Genomic DNA, 18,335 nt, shown 5'->3' on the forward strand with positions numbered 1-18,335 from the left:
AGATCAAATTGTGAAGAAAGTATTGGTGTTAAGCGATAAAAATGAGGCTCGTTCTCAAATGGCTGAAAAGTGGTTGAACTATTACGGCAAACGAAATTTAGAGGTATGGAGTGCTGGATTGGAAAAAGGATCTATTCAAGTATTGGCACAAAAAGCAATGGCCGAGGCGGTAATGGATATTCCGGAATACAAGTCGAAGGCAGTTTCGGATCTTTCGCAGGATACTTTTGATTTTGTGTTGTGTTTCGATAAAGAGGTGGAGAACAGGCTTCCTGCTTTGAATGGAAATCCTGAAGTATTGTTGTTTGAGCTTCCTAATCCAGCGGATGTGGAAGGTGAGGAGAATGTTAAGTTGCAGGCTTATAATGCTATATGTAATGCGGTAGATGATATTTGCTTTAGCTTTGTTCAAGATAAATTTCAAATTGTAAGCTGATTTATTAGTTTTTATTGATAAGCTGCTTATTGGTTATATTCTGTTTTTAAATGTTTAAGACAGATTTAAATAGACAACGGAATTCAGAAATGAATTCCGTTTTTTTTTGATTGTATGCGCCTCTATTTTAGTTAGTTTATAAACAGTTCAAACTCGTTTTTGATGTTCACGATCTTCTTTTTTAATGTAATGTTTTAAGAGGAGCTGTAATGTAAGTGCTTGATTTATTATTGTATGAATTGTGTTCTGGTATCATTTTTAAACTTGACAAGAGGCTAGGAATTTCGTAAATTTAATTAGATCTACTTCTAAAGAACAAACGCTTGTAATACTAAATAGACTATGATAATTCATTTTTATAGTGCAATAAAAATCCGCTTTCTATAGCAAGATCGTACTTCTCTTATTCCTGCCCTTTACAAACTGTTTCAAATTAGTTTAAATTCAATTCATTAAAAGGAGACGAAAATGAAAAAAAACATTGGAGTTTGGTTAGATACCGAAAAAGCCTACATTATTACGATTGAGGATAATGGAGCCAGAGTTGATAAAATTGAATCCGATATTGAATCGAGATTGCGTTTCAAAGGAGAAACAAAACCTTATTCTCGTATGGGCAATCAGTTTATAAATCCCGCAACCAAAATAACTCATAAGAGGCGGCACCAAATGAAACATTATTTTGAAGCGATTACCGATCATTTATACGAGGCTGAAGAAATTTATTTGTTCGGACCTGCTGAAACAAAGGTGCACCTTGCAAAGCATATCAGTAAAGAAGTTACGCTTAAAGATCGTATTCGTAAAATTGAGTCGGAGGATCATTTGACAGAAAACCAAATGATTGCTTGTGTGAAGAAGGTGTTTGAACAGAAGCCGGTTAAAGTAAATGTTCGTATTCGTCATTAATTATTTTAGGGATTTCGAATTGTAAGTTAGTTCCCATAATTGGATGTTTTTAAGGCTTAAAAAAACCAATTGTGGGAATTTTTTTCTTTTGATTGTATTATCTTGTACTAAACAAATAGTAAAAAACCTTTTATGATTCAACAAATAGAAATCTCTTTGCCAGCTTATGCCAGAGGTTATCACCTTATCGATTCGGAACTTAACAAGCATTTGCCGGTTTTGCCTAAAACAGGAATTCTTCATTTATTTCTAAAACACACTTCAGCAGCTCTAAGTATAAACGAAAATGCAGATCCATCGGTTCGTGTCGATTTCGAAGCCATCATGAATCGAATAGTGCCTGAAAATAAATCTTTTTACACACATATTTTGGAAGGGGCAGACGATATGCCTGCTCACATTAAAGCTTCTTTACTTGGTTCCGAACTAAGCATTCCAATTACCAACCATCAATTAAACTTAGGCACTTGGCAAGGAATTTATCTTTGCGAGTTTAGAAATAGTGGCGGACGAAGAAATTTGGTGGCAAGCATCTATTCGTAAACAAAAAACGCCTCACTAATGAGGCGTTTTTGATATTATATATTCTTGGTTTTTTCTTTTAACCAGTTCTGATGCTTATCATCCAATTCGGGAGATAATGCCTCATAAACTTTCTGATGATAATCATTCAGCCAAGTTCTTTCTTCGGGGGTAAGTAGTTCAATAATAATTCCTTTGGTTTCGAAGTGGCACAAGGTAATTGTTTCAAAGTTTAAGAACTCTCCAAATGGTGTGCTTTCTTCAAGGCAACAAAGTATTAGGTTTTCATGGCGAATTCCATAATGTCCTTCGCGGTAAAACCCTGGTTCGTCAGAAGTTATCATTCCCGGCAATAGTGCCTGATCTTTAATTTCTTGTCGAATACTTTGCGGACCTTCGTGAACATTCATAAAACATCCAACTCCATGACCAGTTCCATGTCCGTAATTTTTGCCCTTGTGCCATAAAGCCTGACGGGCTAAAATATCTAAATTGCAACCACGTGTTCCTTGCGGAAATTTAGCCATTGCCAATTGAATCATTCCTTTTAGAACCAAAGTAAAATCTGTTTTCTCCTCTTCGTTTAATTCGCCCATGGGAATGGTTCTGGTAATATCAGTGGTTCCTTCCAGGAATTGAGCTCCCGAGTCAATAAGCAGTAATCCTTCAGCCTTAATCTCCACATCCGATTCGGGCGTGGTAGAGTAATGTGGATGCGCACCATGATCCTTATAACCAACAATACTTCCAAAGCTTTCGCCTTTAAAATTTTCTTGGTACGATCTAAATTCTTTGAGTTTATTCATTACCGTGAATTCGGTAATTTTATTTTTTCCAATATTTTCTTCTAGCCAATAGTAAAAATGAGTAAGAGCAACGCCATCTTTTTTCATGGCATTTTTCATTCCTTCAATTTCCACTTCGTTTTTTATGCTTTTTAATAGCTGAGAAGGATTTTCTCTTTCGACAATATTGGAACAAATCGATCTGAAAACATTCAAATTGGTTCTGTTAATATCAAGCAGAACACTTGCCGATCCAGGAATTTCAAGTAGGTCGTTAAAAATCTGAGCGTAATCAGCAATATAAATTTGATCTTCGGCTAGTTTTTGTATCAGTTCATTAGATATATAATCTTCACTAATATAAAGAGTTGCCGATTCAACTCCAATAACGGCGTAGGCTAGGGCAAGTGGGTTGTAATCGATATCGCTTCCTCTAATGTTAAAAATCCAAGCTACATCGTCTAAGCTACCTACGAAATGAAAGTTGCATTCGCATTCTTCCATTTTTTTGCGGATTTTCATCAACTTACTATATCGGCTCTGACCCGAAAAGCATACTTCATGATCAAAAATAGTATTGTTTGGAAGTGCTGGTCGATTTACCCAAATTTCATCAACAAGGTCAAATTCTTCAATAATATGAATTCCAAGATCTCCTAATTTGTTTTTTAACTCTCTGGTTTGAGCCGCAGAATAACAAGTGCCATCGAAGCCAATATTTGGGTTTACAGGTAATTCTTCGGATAACCATTCGTTTTGGGAAGGAGTTCCTGCAGTTCCCATTTTGAATAGTTTAATTCCACTTCCCTGTAGCTGGGTTTCTGCTTGCAAAAAGTATCTGGAATCGGTCCAGAGACCTGCTTTTTCCTGAGTAATGACAAGTGTTCCTGCCGAGCCTGTAAATCCTGACATCCATTGGCGAGTGGTCCATTTGTCTGGAACGTATTCACTCATATGAGGATCAGAACTAGTAATAATGTATGCATGTATATTTTTTTCATGCATTAAAGAACGCAAAGCGTTTACTCTCTCAGCAACAGTCATTTTTAGATTTCGAATTGTTTAAGGGCTAAAATTACAATATTATGAATTATATCGGGAGAAAATCGGATAATTTTTTACCTCTTAGCTCCTTATTCACTAAAAAATCCCCCTTTGCCAGGCAAAGAGGGATGATTTAATAACTTATTCTTTAGTCTATTTAAGACTTACATTACCATACTGACTGTTAATTTGAACTTTGCCTTTTGGAGTGGCAGACTTTCCTACAATAACTTTTAGGGAAGTTTCGGAGTTGTTCACAATTTTTTCAATTACCTGAGCATCTTCCGGATAGCTAATTCCACAATATTTTGTTTCTGCGTTTAAAGAATAACTTGCACCTTCTTCAATGGCAATTTTGCTAGCAACATACTGATTGTCAACTTTAATAGATTCAAAGTTTTTGGATACGTTTTCTACTTTGCAATTCCCGTAACGAAGATTCAATTCTAAGTTTTTAGTTACATTCTCTATTTTGAAATCGGAATATTGCCCCATTGAAACAATAAATGTATTGGTATTTACAATGTTAAAAGCATCGTATTTGCTATCCGCTAGAACTGTTTCGTTGTTATCGAGATGTAGTTTTGAGTAGCGGCTAACCACTACTAATGCTTTACTAGTACCAATATTCATTTTCGAATATTTAAGGGTTAATTTAGTACGGTTGCATTCATTTATAGTTGCTTTTGCATAGCTAAGATTAATGGTACTTACTGGTTTATCTTCCGAATAAAGAAAGTTTCCCCCCTGAAGGTTTCCGTAGCTTAAATTAATATTCGTTTTGGCTTGTAGGGTGTTAATGTAGATATCTCCAAATTTGTTCGAAATATCAAGCTTTATGTAACTAGGCATAAATATTTCGTAATCGATACTAAATTTATTTCCTGTTTTAAATTGATGCGACATTTCGGTTACTGCGGTAATTTTATTCCCCGATTTATTGAGCTTTATATTGATATTCCTAAATAGTATTTTGGCTTTTTCTTCGCTGGAAGTTTCCAGGGTGATAATCACATTAATGGATAGGGAATCGCGATCCCAATTTTTAATGTTAATATCTCCGTATTTGTTGGTAATGCTAAATTCGGTGCCTTCATTGGCTGAAAATACTTCCTTAATCTGTTTCTCGAAGTCATCCAAAGCAAAAGCATTTGTTGTAAACGCGAGTAGTACAACAAATAGGAGTGTGGAAAATTTGAATTTTAATGTCTTCATAGTTTGTGTATTTAGGGTATGTTTTACTTTGTTTTGACTAACTGCTTTGCTAAACGGCAGTATTTAGCTTGTTTCTGTTTTGTTTTTTTATCTGATACAATTGTTCTATTATTCGGTTTAAAACATTGGTTTTCACCTGATAATATTCAATCATTGCTTGAATTATTCTGTCATCATCCGGATGCAATTTCAGCTCTTTTTTTAGCTGCGAATAGCGTTCATCCATATCTTTTAGTTCTTCGCTTAGTATGCTTTGGTGTTGTTCTTTATCAAAACTACCAAGTTGTTTTAGCATGCCAAGCTGACTGTTGATATTAGCAGTGTAGAATGCCTCTACTTCTCGGTATTCGGGCGATATTGTTCCTAAACCGTAGGTGTTTTCCTGCATGTTTCTAATTTGATATCCAATGAAGCCCGAAAAAATAACAAAAGTAATTATTACAGCCACTTTTAAAAAATTTGGGATACTTTCGAATAAATTTCTTTTTTTCGGAGTATTTAATTTTTCAAGGAAATTTTTAAAATGAGCTTCTTGTGGCTCATTCTCATCAAATTCATTTTTATGTTCTCGTATTATTTTCTCTAAATTTTTCATACTTACAAATTTTTAAAGATTGCAGTATGTAACCATCTTTTCATTTTTTTTTTCCAAGCAACAACTTTTGTACTTGGCATACTTGGTGCAAGAATAGAGGGTTTCATCGCATTTTTTGGTTTTCTTTTTCCGAAATTATCTGAATCAGCTTTTTCTTTGCCCGAAGGAATTGCGATCGTGAAGTAGAGGAGGTAATATTAAGAATGCTTCCTATTTCTTCATGATCATAGCCTTCAATTAAATACAAACTCAAGATAATTCGATAGCCTGTTGGTAGCAGGTCTATTCCTTTTTTTATTAGTATAAATTGATCTTCCGAATATTCAATATTTTCATTAGCCTCCTCTTCAGATAATTTATACAACTCATTGTCGATAGGAAATAATTCCAGTTTTTTCTTTTTTAAACTATCTAACGAGCGGTTTACAACAATTCTTTTTAACCAGGCACCAAAACTAACCTCTCCTTTGTATTTTTTAATGTTTCGGAATGCAGCAAGAAATGCTTCCTGCATAATGTCCTCTGCTTCCGCAACATCTTTTACAATGCGTAAAGATGAGTTATACATTGCTTTGTAGTATAACTTGTAGATTTTGAATTGGGCCTTGGGATCGTTTTTTCCGCAAAGCTCAATCAGGTCCTGATGAATGTTTTTATACAATGAGCTCATTAATCAATTTCTATTCTAATGACGAATGCGGAAATCATGCGTTGCATGTTTGTTGAAATTATACCAATTTAATTAGGTATTGTGTCATTAAATATAAGTAAAATGTTTAAAATACTTGCAGCTAAATTTTTCACCAAAAATGGATAGCTGTTAATTTTATCTGATTATAAATTGTGAAAACTAATTCTGTATAGTGTTGGCTGGCAGTGTAAACGTGGTTAATTGAATGTGTGATGCCAGTAGGTTGGAGTGGTGATTAATTTTATTAATGTTGATGTGTTTTATAAAAAACAGAGGCATCTTAGAATAAGATGCCTCGTTAAATATTTTATAAAATATGTGTAGGTAATTTTATTGGATATTAGTCCACCTTCAAAAGTTAATTTATTCTTAAGGTGATAAATAATAAGCTGCTTATTTTAATTTTAATCGAGTAAAAATAAGTTGTAACCCGATTTAAAGTTTTTAAGCACTCTATTTGCTGTTAACTAGTTTGTAGGTTCTTACAAAATCATAGTGTGTTTTTGCGTTTTCAGGGTTATTTTTTAGCATGTCTTTGCTTGGATGTTTAAGCCAATCGTATGTTTCTGTAACCATTCGTAAACCCATTGTTAAATCAAAAGGATTGTTTTTTAAATCTTTGTAAAAGTTAATGGAATAGAAATACTTGTGATCTACATAGATGTTACATTTTTCAGCATTTATCCAATAGATACCGTAGGTATGATAACCTGATTGTGTTGTGAAACCTAAATTTTTTGCGTTAGGGTGAATGCTATGAAAAGTTTCGCTACCTCCGTTACAAGGACGAGTTCTGAAATGTGTATTAGACTTCATTTGTGTAGCAAAACTTTTAATGTCTGAATCCCATGAATAAGGTCCTCCTACGGTTTCTATAACATCAATTTCTGTTGTATAGCTATATTGGCAATTGTAGTCATTTGGATATTTTTTACTAGAACCGGCCATTAGCCAAAAGGTTGAACTTAAGGGAACATCAGAAGCTTTCATACTTACTTCGGTATAACAAGGATAAATTAATTCTGAATTTTTAGACATTACGGCAGCACATCCTATGGTGTATTTATTACCATTATCCCAAATAGGAGTATCTAACCAGGTATTTGATAAAACTAATTTATCATCAACAATCGACACATTATCTGAAACAAAAAATCCTGGTACGCGGCCTTTCCATGTTGCTATTTTTGGAATCCATTTCGATTCATTTAAATTTGGACCATGAAATTCATCAGAGTAAGCAGGTACAAATTCCCATGTTTTACCTGTTGGTGGTGCTGGTAGGTTTTTTACTGCATAAGAATCATAATAAGGGTAAGATTTAAGGGATAGTTCTTGCGTATCCTCCATCTTTTGTGTGGTGTCAATTTCCGTCTCGTCATCGCAACTTAAAAAAGTAAAGCTGATAACTGAAAGTAAGCATGTTAGAAGGAAAAAGTGGTTCTTTTTGTTATTCTTTCCGTAAATCATATAGTTTTGTTTTAGTTAAATTTAAACTGCACACATATTTTATATGATTTAAGTAACGATGTAACATATATTATTATTGTTATGTAATTGATTATTTACTTATTTGGTCTGTATTTTTTTTATTGTAGGTGCTTATTGTATGATTTTGTTTCCTCGTTTTAATTTTTGGTAACTCAAAATAATGACTGATAATAAGTATTGTAATAAATGAAACGAATCTGCTGAAATTAAGGGGAAGCTTTGGCTATCCAACCTAAGAATACGTACCTTTATACCTTAGTTTAGTACTTATTTTTATATAAACAGGAGCATGATATTCATGAATAATAAAATTATTGTAGTTGTATTTTTATTGATTTCACAAACCATGTTTGGACAAATACAACAAAAGCTAAGTGTTCAGATGAACGATTGTAAGGGCGAACAATTTGTACTTGTGCGAGGCGATGAAGGAGGCTCGTTTGTTGTTGGACAGGAGAAGGTGGACGATAATGGAATGCTTTCCTTTGTATGGGAAGGCGATTATGGCTTTTATAGATTGGTGAGCGATTTAGGGAATATCGATTTTTACCTTTCTAATTCTGATTTTCATTTTTCATTATTGGGAAAACCTGTAGTTGGAGAGCTTCGTTTTCCTGCTAACGATGAAAATAATCAGTTTCATTATTACCTCTCCGAATTTAATGTGCTGAATCAAGCCATTGGTAATTTGAGAGAAAATTTATTAACACTAAACGAGCGTGATTCCTCCTATAAAGAATTATATGCCGAATTTAAGTCGGTGCAAAAAGAGAAAAAGGTTTTGCTGAAGGAATTATGGAGAACGCACATCGACTCGTGGCCGGCACGAATGGCATTGGCACAACAGGAGCTGATTCCCGATATAAAGCTAAAAGGAAAGAAGTACGATGACTATTATCAAAAACACTTTTTCGATTATTTTGCAATTTCGGATTCGGTGCTGCAAGCAACGCCTATTTATTACGAGAAAATTGGAAAATTTCTAAAAGTAAATCATATCGAAGAGCTGATAAAAGCAGAAAATTACGAGGGAATAAATGATGTAATCAGTAAGCTGTTTTGGTTAACAGAATTGGAACCAAGCTCCCAAAAATATTTGGCAAACTATTTAATGAGTCGATATCCCGAACAAAAAGTGTCGAAAATATATCATTTAATTGTAGATGCTTATAAGGTGATGAATACCTGCGAGTACGTTATGGGAAATAAAGTGATACAAAACCGAATACAAAATTCGCGAGCCAACAATGCAGGTTGGCTGGTGCCTAATATCGATTTGTATAATACTCTCGATGGAAAAATTCAATCATTAGGAGAGGTGAATAGTGATTTAACCTTGCTGATAATTTGGTCGGGGACATGTGTGCATAGCCGCGAAATGTTGGAGCGAATTAAAGATTTGTATCCAGAATATCATGAAATGGGTTTAGAGGTGGTTGCGGTATCTTTAGATAGTAATTTGGGTTATTGGAAGGACATGGTTTCACAAAATTATTACCCTTGGGTTAATGCTTGCGATACCGAAGGATTAAATGGAACCACAGCAAATATGCTTAGTATTTACGTTACTCCTAGTATGTTTTTAATCGATCCGTCTTTAAAAACAGTTGCTGTTCCTCAAACTTTCTTTCAGTTGGAAAGGGAGTTGATGGAGTTTTTTAAGTAGAAATATATGTAAGTTTTTAGGGTTAAAACCGACCATAGCAATATTTGTTGTTGTGTGGTAGTAAGGATATTGCATGGAATGTCCTTACGGTGATTACATTCATTTTATAAAACCCACGTCCTTGGCAATATCCCTTGTTAGTTTAGACAAAGGGCGTTTGCCAAGGTCTTCTTCTTCGGTATAGAGTGTAGGCTGCTATTTGTTTTCAAGGTGTTTTTTGGTGCCGCTGGGCTCCATAAAATGTACTTACCAAGTAGAACAGGCTTTTTATTACTTCATAATTGCCTCATTAAAAAAGTTTAATTCAAATTTGCCTGCCGTAACGAAAGCATCTGTCATTTTTTCTTTTTCAGTACTGGATGCTGTTTTTGCTATGCGCTCTACTATTCGAATAAAGTTTTTGGTGTAGTACCCAAATTCATCTCCTTGATAAGTGTCAATCCATTTCTGATACTTATTGTTTTTTGTTGCATTTAAAACAATATGTTTTCCTACCACATAATAAATCCAATAACACGGCAATAAAGCTGCTGCAGCAATGCCATATGAAGATTTAGCTGAATGCTCAAGCAGGAAATTGGTATATGCTTTAATCACAGGCGATTTTTCTTTTGCCTCAATAACTTTAAAGTGTTCTAAAAAATGATTGTGCAGTTCTTGTTCAATGGCTATACCATCATTAGCCAATGATATAAAAAAAGACTTCTCAGTAGATTTTGCAGCCTTTTCGGATAGTTCTTTTAATGCTTTTGCATCATCTCTTATGTACAAAACATCCTGCGACAGATAATGAGCAAAACTGGTGTGTGCAAGTGTTCCGTCTGCTAATTTGTTTACAAAAGAATGATCAATTAATTTGTTATAAACGGGCTGTATCGCTTCCCATAAACTATGGGTAAAATCACCTTCAGGCTTTATTGTTTCCATAGTTCATAAAAGTGTTTAACCGGACCATGTCCTGCGCCTATGCTATAATCTTTACCAGCAATAATTGCATTGTTTATATAATCTTTTGCTTGCTTAACAGCCTCATTTAATTCAAATCCTCTGGCTAAAAATGCTGCAAGTGCCGATGATAAAGTACAACCTGTTCCGTGTGTGTTTTGTGTAGTTATCCGTTTAGATGCAAGCTCGATTATTTCGTTTGTTTCCCTATTGAAAAATACGTCAATTAAGTTGTTGTCGTGTAAATGCCCGGCTTTTAACAATACCGATACTTTATACATTTCGCCTAGTTTTCTGGCACATTCGGGCAGATCAGCTTGATTTACCATCTGTTTTCCAAGCAATATCTCAGCCTCTGGAATATTTGGTGTTATTACTCTGGCTTGTGGTATCAATTCTGTTTGCAAAGTATGAATAGCTTCGTCTCGTAACAATTTACTCCCCGAAGTAGAAACCATTACGGGATCTAACACAATATTTGAAACTACAAATTGCTTTAGCAATTTACTAACAGTTAAAATGGTTTCTGAATTGTGAAGCATACCTATTTTAATACTATCGGTACCAATATCCTCAAGAACAGCCTTTATCTGATTTTTTAAGGTATTAACAGGTATTGCATGAATATCAGTTACACCTAAAGTATTTTGCGCTGTAATGGCAGTAATAGCTGTTGTGGCAAAACATTCACATGCCGAAATTGCCTTTATGTCAGCCTGAATACCAGCTCCTCCGCCAGAATCGCTGCCAGCTATCGCCAGCACTCTTTTATATTGCTTCATTTTTTTAACTGTTTGCAAAATGGTTAAAACCACTTTTGTTTATTGAAATTTCGTTCCCGTTTTCAAACCACTTTATTTCTGCTTGTCCTTGTTTTATTTCTCCAATTACCGAAATTTCATCCGTAAAGCGTGACTTATATTCCTTGTGTAATCTATCGATATCTTTCCTGTCAACGGTAAAAAGCAATTCATAATCTTCTCCACCCGATGATGCCAATTCAATTTCATTCCAGGCATATTTTTTTGCCATATTTTGCAGCAAACTACTTATTGGCAATTGCTTTACATCAATATTAGCCGATTTTTGCGAAGCATTTAAAATATGCATTAAGTCCGATGAAATTCCATCGGAAATATCCATCATAGCATGAACAGAATTTTGATTCGACAGCCAGATACCTTCTTTAATTCGTGGTTCGGGATTGTGATGTTTTTTTACCAGGGATTCACTTTCTCCGGTTAAGGCTGCATTGTTGAGTAAAACATGTAATCCTCCAGCTGAATCACCTAGATTGCCTGTTACGCAAATTAAGTCACCATCTTTTGCCATGGAACGTAAACGCACCTCCGATTTTTTGCACTGTCCAACAACCACTACATTTATCATCAATTTATCGGATGATTTTGTTGTGTCTCCTCCCATTAATGGTGTATGATACTTTTCTGATAGCTTTTGATAACCATTCATAAAAGCATCGAGATATTCTACCGAAGTTTGTTTTGGGACACCTAAAGACAAAAAAGAAAATTTTGGATATGCACCCATCGCAGCAATATCGCTTAAACTAACAGCCAACGATTTATGTCCCAAATCTTCAGGAGTAATCTTCGTCTTTAAAAAATGGATATCTTCAATAAGCAAGTCGGTAGTTACAACATAGGTTTCTGTATCATTAAGGGGTAGTAGTGCACAATCATCGCCAATGCCCATTTCCTCCTTACCTATAAGCTTATCAAATTTATGGGCAAAACGCTTTATAAAACCAAATTCACCTATATCTTTTAATTCCATATCAACTATTTTACTTTATCAATAATAGCTTTAAGTTCCGATGCAGCTTGCTGTGGATTATCGTGTGATACAATTGCAGAAACTACAGCAATACCATCTGCTCCACTTGAAATAATACTTTCTGCATTTTCGTTATTAATTCCACCAATAGCAACGGTTTTGTGTTTTGTGAAACCTGCTATTTTTTTTACTCCTGATAGTTCAAGGGGTGTATTAATATCGAGTTTGGTATTTGTAGAAAATACCGGGGATAATCCGATATAATCTACATCTAGTTTATTTGCTTCCCATGCCTGTTCTATCGTTTCAATGGACAAGCCTATAATCTTATTTTTCCCAAGTAGTTTACGTGCAACTTCATATGGCAAATCACTTTGTCCAATATGAAGGCCGTCCGCATCTACTGCAAGAGCAATATCCAATCGATCGTTTATAATTAAAGGTATGCCTAATGGCTTTACAATTAACATTAGGGCTTTTGCCAATTCGTAAAACTCTCGCGATGAGATATTTTTTTCACGCAATTGAACAACTGTTACTCCACCTTTTACAGCTTCTGCAACGATGTATTCGTGCGTTCGTCCTTTCGATAGACTTTGGTCGGTTACCAGGTATAAACTAAGATCTAAGGGGTTCATTATATTGGCCATTTTTCAAGTTCGTAAGCACTATTCCAAAACATCCATTCTAGTTTTGAAGCTGTTAAATAAGCATCTGTCATTTTTTGTTGCATTGCTTCATTTGCCTTTTCCGCCAAATTGTTGGCAATACCTTCCGCTTGTTGCACTGCTTTGGCAAAATCATCGCCACCGTAAGTGTCGATCCAATTCTGATAAGGATTGGCTTGCACTGTTTGGTTTTGCACAATATAATCGCCTGTCTTTTTATAAATTACAAAGCATGGTAACACTGCAGCTAAAGCCACTTCAATGGGCTGTGTTGCCAATTGTTTTTGTAGAAACGATGTATACAACATACAGCTTGGTGTTGCCTTTGCCTTTTGATTGCTTTTTAAAGCATCGATAAAACCATTGTGCAGATTTTGTTCTACAAAAACAGTATCAGTGGCAAACTTTAATAAGGCACTACGCTGTTGCGAATCGGAAAGCTTCGCACTAATTCCGGCAAGCACCTTACCAAATTCACTCAAGTAAATAGAATCTTGAGCAATATAAAACATAAACTGTTTCTGAGATAAAGTTCCATCTATTAGGCATTTAATAAACGGATGTTGTGTTATTTTCGTGAAAATTGGTGTGGCTTTATCCCAAGCCACTTCGCTCCATGGTTTACTCATGCTGAAAAATATTTACAATGTCGTTTTCGTTGAGAGTATATAAGGTGTCGAGAAAATTTACTTGCATACTACCCGGGCCTGCCGATTTTTGAGCGGCAATTTCGCCGGCTATGCTCATTACTGCCATAGCGCTCGCAGTTGCAATTAGTTTATCTTCCCCGGTTCCGGCAAATGCACCAATCATTGCAGTGGCCGTACATCCCATACCGGTAACTTTTGCCATCATCGGGCTTCCGTTTGTAATGCTAATTATTTCTGTACCATTAGTAATAAAATCGGTTTCGCCACTTACCACAACAATTGCATTTTTTGATTTTGCCAATAACTTAGCCGAATCGAGTGCAGTATTCGATGATTCCGTACTGTCAACACCTTTTGTGATAACATTCGAATTTGTTAGAGCCATTATTTCAGATGCGTTTCCGCGAATTATAGTAGGCTTGCAGGTCTCAATTATTTGTTTTGCAACCTGAGTGCGATAAGGTGTTGCTCCAACTCCTACAGGATCAAAAATTACCGGCGTTCCTTTTTTGGTTGCTTTTTCACCGGCTAACAGCATGGCATCTACCCACTTTTCGCTCAAAGTTCCCATGTTTATAACCAATGAGGATGCTATCTCAACCATATCTTCAACTTCGTTAACTGCATGAGACATTACCGGAGAAGCTCCAATAGCCAGAAGCGCATTTGCAGTATTGTTCATTACTACATAGTTTGTGATGTTATGTACCAAAGGTGAATTTTCGCGTACTTTATTTAAGGCTTGAATTACTTGTTCTATCTTAATCATAAATTCTAGTATTTAATTGCACAAATTGCTACATAATCTCCTGAATCGTAACCTTCGATAGGCTGTTCAATTTCATTATTGGAGTATAATGGGTGTTTTGTTAAGGTTTGAGCAAATTCAAATTTTTTAAATCCTGCCTTTTCTAAAAGCTCCACTTTTTCTTGTGTTGTTCGCCAGTTAGCAATTCTCACAAATTCAATCGGATAAGGGTCTTTGGGGTTAATCCCTTCTAATAAGGGATGTTCCCAAGTATCTACCGCTTTTGCCAAATTATACATGGTTGCATAAGAACTTTCTTTGGGCACATCAATCATTACAAGTTTACCACCTTTTTTAACGGATGCATAAGCCTTATTTATCACACACTCAAGATCTGTTATGTAGCTTGGTGTTCCATTAAATAAAACAGTATCGTACTGCTCAATACCGAATTCGGCATCTTCAGATGTTATCACCTCGACACTCATGCCACGTTTACGGGCAATTTCTGCCATACCCAATGATGGTTCTATTCCGTTTTTTATTTCAATATTGAAATCCTTTTTTAAAATCGACTCAAACAATCCACTACCACATCCAACAGAAAAAACTTTACCAGCATTTTTTAGGAAGTGAGCTACTAAATTTACTTCAGATTGTAACAAATTGGTATTATCGAAGAACCAAGAATCATATGCACTTGCATATTCATCAAAACTATTTTTTTTATTCATTTAGTTTAAAATAAAAAGGCCGCTTCGTAAAAAACGAAACGGCCTATATGATAATAATAATAATAATTTTATATCAAAAACCATTTCCCTACGATGTAATTACACATATCAGGTTCAAGGGTATTTTCTCAGCCTAATATTTTCAAGGCACCCCTAATAGTATTGTTGCAAAAGTATAAAAAATCATGTAGCTTTTTAATAATTACTTGGGACTAATATTAATTCGAAATCTGAAGATTACAAATCTGCAAAAGCTAAAGCATAAAAAAAACCACCAAATTGCTTTGGTGGTTTTATGCAGGCTACGTTTTGTTTTGAATTAAATCGACGAAAAATACAAGCTTATATTTTCACTATTTTCTTGGTGATACGCGTTTGTTCATAAAGAATCTCAACAATGTAAATGCCAGCTTTAAAGTCCGAAATGTTAATCGTATTCACGTTTTTTGTTTCAAATACTTTATTTCCTTGCATCGAGTAGATATTTATAGCACTCTCTTTATTTGCTCCGCTTATTGAAAATGCATCTTTCACTATTGTTGGATTTATGAATACATTATTGTTTGTTGGGATCTGATTTTTTGGATCGAGTATTTCACCAATACCAACAACAGTATTTTCTGGAACTACAACAACACATTGGTCTGAAAATCGACCATTGAAAATCGTAGCCCAAATTGTTGCTTTTCCATTGCTTACAGGTGTAATTAATCCATTCTGATCGACCGTGACAACAGCTGGGTTATCCGATTTCCACACTATGGTTTCGTTTTTGTATTGGTTTTGGATTATTTCAGCGGTTATTTGTTGGTTATTACCAGCTTTATATTCAATCACTTTAGGAGAAACTTTTATGGCTTGTATTGAATTTCCATTTTCGATTTTTCCTTTGTAAAAGCCACATCCTAATGTTGCCAGCCACAATTCTGATGGATTTTGAATGTTAAATTTTATATCTTCTATGTGGTTTGGAGATCCAATATTTTTATTGCTCTTTGCCCAAGTAAGTCCTCGGTCGCGACTTACAAAAACACCTGGATTTTTAGAGAGGTATTCTACCGTAATCACTAATAAATTGTGGTCGAAAGGAGAGATGTCTATGCATTCGGCACCCGCATATTTAAATGCTTGATTCCAAGTAGTTCCGAAATCATCGGTATACCAAACTCCATCGCCACCACCACGGTATCCTGTAGTGATATACATTCGGTTGGTGTGATCTATGGCAATATAGTTCACTCCTTCAACCGATAAGGGCGTATTTACCTTGGTCCAATTAGCACCTCTATCGCTCGAGTGATAAAGTCCACCTGCAGCAATAGGGACTTCCTGACTAAATGCGTTTTTTTCTGCCGCCACAAATAAAGAGGCTCTGGTATTATCTCGAGGATCAAATTCAATGTCCTTTATTCTTGAAGGGGAAGGCAAGCCATTGTTGCGTTGCGAAAAGGTTTTTCCGTGATCATCAGAAAAGTAAAATCCTCCTTGCTTCGATTTCGAGGCATTTTCAATCTTTGTAATTCCAAAGTAAAAATAGTTGTTGTCAATCGGATCAATAGTTAATGCGTTGGTGTAAAAGTCATCAAGCCAGGCATTTGTTGCAGGTGTTGCCACGCCATAATTTTCCCAATTTAATCCTCCATCGGTACTTTTAAATATATTTTGTTTTTTTGCCTGACGACTAGAGGTTGAATAAATGGTTTGATTATCGTAAGGATCAAAAGCCATTGAGATTACCGATTCTTGAGCGCTTTTTATAAATTTTAGTGCTTGGCGATCATCCGGACTGTCGTTGGTCGGAATCCACACGCGATGCTCACCAGATCCGAGTATCGCAGTTTCGTAGCGTTTATCTTGTGCAATTGTTAGCGCTGGCAAATTGCTGTTTCCATGACCAATAATATTTCCTTCGGCGGTGTAATCTTCATCCATTTGATGCCATGTTTCCCCATGATCGGTGCTTAGCATGGTGCTGTGATCCGAAATCATCATTACGCTTCCATCTACACCAACAGCAATTCCTCGTGTCGAGCGCAAGGCATAATTGTTACCCGATTGCATGTGAGGAGATTCATGGCCAACGCTCATGTTTTCGTGATAGGGATTGCCTCTCGATTCCCAATATTCTTTATCGGCAGCCCAAATATCGCCGTATAAACGAGCCGTATTTATCCACTTTTCGCCATCATTATTTGTTGTCCAAATTCGTCCGGGAACAATTGAGTTTGCAATTTGTGGGTCCGCAAATCCGATGTACAAAGCATTTTCGCGACTAGGATCAACGCTTATCATGTTAAAGCATTGAAGAGCATGGGTTGGCAAATTAGGATAAGTTGATTTTGCAACCGCTTCGGTAATTCCGAACCAATTGGCAATGTATTTGTAGTAGCTGGCTGGCGTTCCGCCTGTTAATTGGTTGATATCTAAGCCTAAATCACCAGTAATAGAAGTCCAGTTGTCTCCATTATCAATCGATTTGAATATTCCTCCGGTACATTTTGTTGTGTTTCCATTGGCATGATATTGAACCTGATCGATGGCATAGAGTGCAAATTGATTTGTTGTTGCATTGTAATAGAAGTCCATGTCCATAACAATATCGTTATGCAGCTTGCCTGCTGATATTTGAGTCCAGTTACTTCCTCCATTATCCGATCGGTATATTCCGTAATTGGAGGCGGCAAATACTTGTTGAGAATTTTTTGGGTTCACAATAATTCGTCCCACTTGTGCTTTGGCATCTATTCCCGAATTGGTAAGTTGCCAGCTGGCGCCTCCATCTTTTGTCCGCCACAATTTACCTTCGTTATCTGCTGTTGTTCCGTGCGGTTGGGTTGCTGTTATTTCTTTATAACAAGATAGCCATTCTTGTCCTCTTACATTTGAGCCACCACCAACAAACCAAACATTCTTATTGTTTGGATCGATCGCTAAAGAGGCTACCTTTTTTTTCCAGCCATCTTTATCGAAACCATCTGCATCTTTTGTGTACCAAGGGCAATTGGGAATTTGAGACCATGTTTTCCCTGTATCTACTGTTTTCCACAATCTCGAAGATTCAATGGCCAAACCAAAGTTTGCGTCACTTGGTGAATAGTACAAATCGCGAATGTGGTAAAAATCACCATTGCCATCCGGATCTTTTATGCTGTACCATTCGCTTCCATTGTTGTTCGATTGATAGATGTTCCACATATCAGGACATAAAACAACCAATTCGGGTATAGTAGGGTGGTAGCGTAGCAAGTTTGCAAATCCTGCATTTCCGGGTGCTACTTGTTCCCAAAGTATGGAATTGTCGGAGGCTACTCGTTCTGCAGATAGGCTATTAAAAAAATCACTTGCATCTTTAGTTTGAGCAATTACTTGTATTCCAATGCTTAGTAATAATGAAAACATTAGAATTTTAATTGGTTTAATTGTCATCGTTACGATTTTAAAT

The 18,335-nt window shown here is 35.8% G+C and carries 17 protein-coding genes and 1 riboswitch; of the genes, 4 read left to right on the forward strand and 13 right to left on the reverse strand.

Features of this window, described 5'->3' with window-relative positions:
• Positions 1-10: 10 nt before the first annotated feature.
• The 3 genes from BZG02_RS13990 (at position 11) to BZG02_RS14000 (ending at position 1,888) form a co-directional block, all read left to right on the forward strand.
• Positions 11-436, forward strand: a complete 426-nt coding sequence (locus BZG02_RS13990; protein WP_101262068.1) for an arsenate reductase/protein-tyrosine-phosphatase family protein — start codon at positions 11-13, stop codon at positions 434-436.
• A gap of 468 nt (positions 437-904) precedes the next feature.
• A complete protein-coding gene (locus tag BZG02_RS13995; protein ID WP_101262069.1) occupies positions 905-1,345 on the forward strand; it encodes a hypothetical protein in 441 nt (146 codons plus the stop codon).
• 132 nt (positions 1,346-1,477) lie between these two features.
• A complete protein-coding gene (locus BZG02_RS14000; RefSeq protein WP_101262070.1) occupies positions 1,478-1,888 on the forward strand; it encodes a secondary thiamine-phosphate synthase enzyme YjbQ in 411 nt (136 codons plus the stop codon).
• Between the two features lie 35 nt (positions 1,889-1,923).
• On the opposite strand, the gene BZG02_RS14005 is transcribed toward BZG02_RS14000, so the two are convergent.
• The 5 genes from BZG02_RS14005 to BZG02_RS14025 form a co-directional block, all read right to left on the reverse strand.
• Positions 1,924-3,696 (reverse strand): aminopeptidase P family protein, encoded by a 1,773-nt coding sequence (locus BZG02_RS14005; RefSeq protein ID WP_101262071.1) that lies wholly within the window; start codon positions 3,694-3,696, stop codon positions 1,924-1,926.
• Between the two features lie 153 nt (positions 3,697-3,849).
• A complete protein-coding gene (locus BZG02_RS14010) occupies positions 3,850-4,911 on the reverse strand; it encodes a hypothetical protein (protein ID WP_101262072.1) in 1,062 nt (353 codons plus the stop codon).
• 49 nt (positions 4,912-4,960) lie between these two features.
• Entirely contained in the window at positions 4,961-5,506 is a 546-nt protein-coding gene (locus BZG02_RS14015) for a hypothetical protein (protein ID WP_101262073.1), read from the reverse strand.
• Between the two features lie 103 nt (positions 5,507-5,609).
• Entirely contained in the window at positions 5,610-6,176 is a 567-nt protein-coding gene (locus BZG02_RS14020; RefSeq protein WP_101262074.1) for an RNA polymerase sigma factor, read from the reverse strand.
• Between the two features lie 474 nt (positions 6,177-6,650).
• Complete coding sequence (locus BZG02_RS14025) at positions 6,651-7,667, reverse strand: family 16 glycosylhydrolase (protein WP_101262075.1); 1,017 nt, start codon at positions 7,665-7,667, stop codon at positions 6,651-6,653.
• 319 nt (positions 7,668-7,986) lie between these two features.
• On the opposite strand from BZG02_RS14025, the gene BZG02_RS14030 reads away from it, so the two are divergent.
• Positions 7,987-9,354: a peroxiredoxin family protein gene (locus BZG02_RS14030; RefSeq protein WP_180335731.1), complete on the forward strand. Its 1,368-nt coding sequence runs from the start codon at positions 7,987-7,989 to the stop codon at positions 9,352-9,354.
• Positions 9,355-9,624: 270 nt separating this feature from the next.
• On the opposite strand, the gene tenA (BZG02_RS14035) is transcribed toward BZG02_RS14030, so the two are convergent.
• The 8 genes from tenA (BZG02_RS14035) to BZG02_RS14070 form a co-directional block, all read right to left on the reverse strand.
• Complete coding sequence (gene tenA, locus BZG02_RS14035) at positions 9,625-10,281, reverse strand: thiaminase II (protein ID WP_101262077.1); 657 nt, start codon at positions 10,279-10,281, stop codon at positions 9,625-9,627.
• Positions 10,269-11,081 (reverse strand): bifunctional hydroxymethylpyrimidine kinase/phosphomethylpyrimidine kinase, encoded by an 813-nt coding sequence (thiD, locus tag BZG02_RS14040; protein ID WP_101262138.1) that lies wholly within the window; start codon positions 11,079-11,081, stop codon positions 10,269-10,271. Before thiD ends, tenA (BZG02_RS14035) begins: the two co-directional genes overlap by 13 nt.
• A gap of 4 nt (positions 11,082-11,085) precedes the next feature.
• Positions 11,086-12,093, reverse strand: a complete 1,008-nt coding sequence (gene thiL, locus BZG02_RS14045) for a thiamine-phosphate kinase (RefSeq protein ID WP_101262078.1) — start codon at positions 12,091-12,093, stop codon at positions 11,086-11,088.
• A 5-nt stretch (positions 12,094-12,098) separates the two neighbouring features.
• Positions 12,099-12,731: a thiamine phosphate synthase gene (thiE, locus tag BZG02_RS14050; RefSeq protein ID WP_101262137.1), complete on the reverse strand. Its 633-nt coding sequence runs from the start codon at positions 12,729-12,731 to the stop codon at positions 12,099-12,101.
• Positions 12,731-13,390, reverse strand: coding sequence for a thiaminase II (tenA, locus tag BZG02_RS14055; RefSeq protein ID WP_101262079.1), 660 nt, complete (start codon positions 13,388-13,390; stop codon positions 12,731-12,733). The genes thiE and tenA (BZG02_RS14055) overlap by 1 nt, the downstream gene beginning before the upstream one ends.
• Entirely contained in the window at positions 13,383-14,180 is a 798-nt protein-coding gene (thiM, locus tag BZG02_RS14060; protein WP_101262080.1) for a hydroxyethylthiazole kinase, read from the reverse strand. Before thiM ends, tenA (BZG02_RS14055) begins: the two co-directional genes overlap by 8 nt.
• Before the next feature lie 5 nt (positions 14,181-14,185).
• Complete coding sequence (locus tag BZG02_RS14065; protein WP_101262081.1) at positions 14,186-14,893, reverse strand: class I SAM-dependent methyltransferase; 708 nt, start codon at positions 14,891-14,893, stop codon at positions 14,186-14,188.
• 68 nt (positions 14,894-14,961) lie between these two features.
• A riboswitch (TPP riboswitch) is annotated at positions 14,962-15,058 on the reverse strand.
• Between the two features lie 177 nt (positions 15,059-15,235).
• Positions 15,236-18,319 (reverse strand): VPS10 domain-containing protein, encoded by a 3,084-nt coding sequence (locus BZG02_RS14070; protein WP_101262082.1) that lies wholly within the window; start codon positions 18,317-18,319, stop codon positions 15,236-15,238.
• Positions 18,320-18,335: the final 16 nt, after the last annotated feature.

The sequence above is a fragment of the Labilibaculum filiforme genome (genome assembly GCF_002843315.1).
In the GTDB taxonomy this organism is placed as follows: Bacteria; Bacteroidota; Bacteroidia; order Bacteroidales; family Marinifilaceae; genus Labilibaculum; species Labilibaculum filiforme.

Excerpts from the sequence above, each read along its gene's own strand:
- BZG02_RS13995 (WP_101262069.1), top strand. The coding sequence starts at position 905 with ATGAAAAAAAACATTGGAGTTTGGTTAGATACCGAAAAAGCCTACATT.
- BZG02_RS14000 (WP_101262070.1), top strand. The coding sequence starts at position 1,478 with ATGATTCAACAAATAGAAATCTCTTTGCCAGCTTATGCCAGAGGTTAT.
- BZG02_RS14005 (WP_101262071.1), bottom strand. The coding sequence starts at position 3,696 with ATGACTGTTGCTGAGAGAGTAAACGCTTTGCGTTCTTTAATGCATGAA.
- BZG02_RS14010 (WP_101262072.1), bottom strand. The coding sequence starts at position 4,911 with ATGAAGACATTAAAATTCAAATTTTCCACACTCCTATTTGTTGTACTA.
- BZG02_RS14015 (WP_101262073.1), bottom strand. The coding sequence starts at position 5,506 with ATGAAAAATTTAGAGAAAATAATACGAGAACATAAAAATGAATTTGAT.
- BZG02_RS14020 (WP_101262074.1), bottom strand. The coding sequence starts at position 6,176 with ATGAGCTCATTGTATAAAAACATTCATCAGGACCTGATTGAGCTTTGC.
- BZG02_RS14025 (WP_101262075.1), bottom strand. The coding sequence starts at position 7,667 with ATGATTTACGGAAAGAATAACAAAAAGAACCACTTTTTCCTTCTAACA.
- BZG02_RS14030 (WP_180335731.1), top strand. The coding sequence starts at position 7,987 with ATGAATAATAAAATTATTGTAGTTGTATTTTTATTGATTTCACAAACC.
- tenA (WP_101262077.1), bottom strand. The coding sequence starts at position 10,281 with ATGGAAACAATAAAGCCTGAAGGTGATTTTACCCATAGTTTATGGGAA.
- thiD (WP_101262138.1), bottom strand. The coding sequence starts at position 11,081 with ATGAAGCAATATAAAAGAGTGCTGGCGATAGCTGGCAGCGATTCTGGC.
- thiL (WP_101262078.1), bottom strand. The coding sequence starts at position 12,093 with ATGGAATTAAAAGATATAGGTGAATTTGGTTTTATAAAGCGTTTTGCC.
- thiE (WP_101262137.1), bottom strand. The coding sequence starts at position 12,731 with ATGAACCCCTTAGATCTTAGTTTATACCTGGTAACCGACCAAAGTCTA.
- tenA (WP_101262079.1), bottom strand. The coding sequence starts at position 13,390 with ATGAGTAAACCATGGAGCGAAGTGGCTTGGGATAAAGCCACACCAATT.
- thiM (WP_101262080.1), bottom strand. The coding sequence starts at position 14,180 with ATGATTAAGATAGAACAAGTAATTCAAGCCTTAAATAAAGTACGCGAA.
- BZG02_RS14065 (WP_101262081.1), bottom strand. The coding sequence starts at position 14,893 with ATGAATAAAAAAAATAGTTTTGATGAATATGCAAGTGCATATGATTCT.
- BZG02_RS14070 (WP_101262082.1), bottom strand. The coding sequence starts at position 18,319 with ATGACAATTAAACCAATTAAAATTCTAATGTTTTCATTATTACTAAGC.